The sequence below is a fragment of the Halanaerobium sp. DL-01 genome (assembly GCF_003338615.1).
Lineage (GTDB): Bacteria > Bacillota > Halanaerobiia > Halanaerobiales > Halanaerobiaceae > QPJE01.
The window spans coordinates 1-1,605 of sequence record NZ_QPJN01000071.1 but is presented as its reverse complement, the minus strand read 5'-3'; the positions used below and the strand labels follow the sequence as shown (position 1 = coordinate 1,605).

Here is a 1,605-nt window from a genome sequence, read left to right as displayed (position 1 = left end):
GAAGATCAGATAAGTATGATGGAAATGGTGCTTGATGTTGATGCAATAGTGGAAGAAGTTAAAACTTATAGAGAAAAATACTCTAAATATACTCTTTAAGGTTAAATAAAAATAACCCTTAGGAAAGGGGGCAGTTATGAGTAAAAAATTCCAAATCGTTCATTATTTAAATCAGTTTTTTGGACAAATTGGTGGTGAAGATAAAGCAGATATTCCACCTCGTCTGGAAGAAGGACCTGTAGGTCCAGGTGCTGCTTTAAACAATGCTATAGGAGAAGATGCAGAGATTGTAAATACAATTATCTGTGGAGATACTTATTTTAATGAAAATCTGGAAGAAAGTAAAGCAAAGATAAAGGAAATGCTGGATAAAGTTAAGCCAGATCTTTTGATTGCCGGTCCTGCCTTTAATGCAGGAAGATATGGTGTAGCCTGTGGTACAGTGGCAGAAATTGCAAAAGAAGAAATGGGTATAGATGTTGTATCTGGAATATATCCAGAAAATCCCGGTTACGAAATGTACAGACAGTATGCTTATTTTGTTGAAACATCTGATTCAGCTGCCGGTATGAGATCAGCAATTCCGAATATGGCAAAGATAGTTAAAAGCTATATAGATAAAGATGGTGAACTGGGGAGTCCTGATGAAGAAGGTTATATGCCTCGTGGTGTGAGGAAAAATCTTTTTGTTGAGGAAAGAGGTTCAAGCAGGGCTGTAAAAATGCTGATTGATAAACTCGAAAAAAATGAATTTGAAACAGAATATCCAATGCCCGTGTTTGACAGAGTTGAAATTGCTGAACCTGTAAAAAATTTATCAGATGCAAAAATTGCTCTTGTAACTTCTGGTGGTATTGTTCCAAAAGGAAATCCGGATCACATAGAATCATCAAGTGCATCTAAATATGGAGAGTACAGTCTAGAAGGTGTAATGGATTTAACAGAAGAGAGCCATGAAACAGCACATGGTGGGTATGATCCAGTATATGCTAACCTTGATCCCGATCGTGTTTTACCAGTAGATGTTATGAGAGATTTAGAAAAAGAAGGAGTTATTGGTGAGCTCCATAATAAATTTTATGCAACTGTAGGAAATGGTACTTCGGTTGCTAATGCAAAAAGTTATGCTGCAGAGATTGCAGAAAAACTTGTTGCAGATGGGGTACAGGCAGTAATATTAACTTCTACCTGAGGTACCTGCACACGTTGCGGTGCAACAATGGTAAAAGAAATAGAAAAGACAGGATTACCTGTAGTTCATGTGGCGACAGTACTGCCAATATCTCAAACAGTTGGCGCAAATAGAATTGTTCCGGCAGTAGCTATTCCGCATCCTTTAGGTAATCCAGATTTAAGTAAAAAAGATGAAAAAGCTTTAAGGAGGGAAATTGTTGAAAAAGCACTTGAAGCTCTACAGACAGATATTAACGAGCAGACAGTCTTTTTAGATGAAGAATAATTAAACAAATTATAAATTACTACAGCTGCAGTGAACAAAGTACTGCAGCTGTTTTTTGTGTGCTCCGTAAATTATTCTGATAATAGGTGAAAGTCCTATCTATGTTGTGGCATGTATCATGTAGAAGTCAACAGTGACAGGGTGTT

At 36.9% G+C, this 1,605-nt stretch carries 1 protein-coding gene and 1 pseudogene; both read left to right on the top strand.

Going from position 1 to position 1,605, the window contains the following annotated elements:
- Nucleotides 1-99: pseudogene (locus tag DER71_RS11815) on the top strand (glycine/sarcosine/betaine reductase complex selenoprotein A); the annotation flags it as partial.
- Nucleotides 100-136: 37 nt separating this feature from the next.
- Complete coding sequence (grdB, locus tag DER71_RS11810) at nucleotides 137-1,459, top strand: glycine reductase complex selenoprotein B (RefSeq protein ID WP_114459025.1); 1,323 nt, start codon at nucleotides 137-139, stop codon at nucleotides 1,457-1,459.
- The last annotated feature ends 146 nt before the right edge of the window (nucleotides 1,460-1,605 follow it).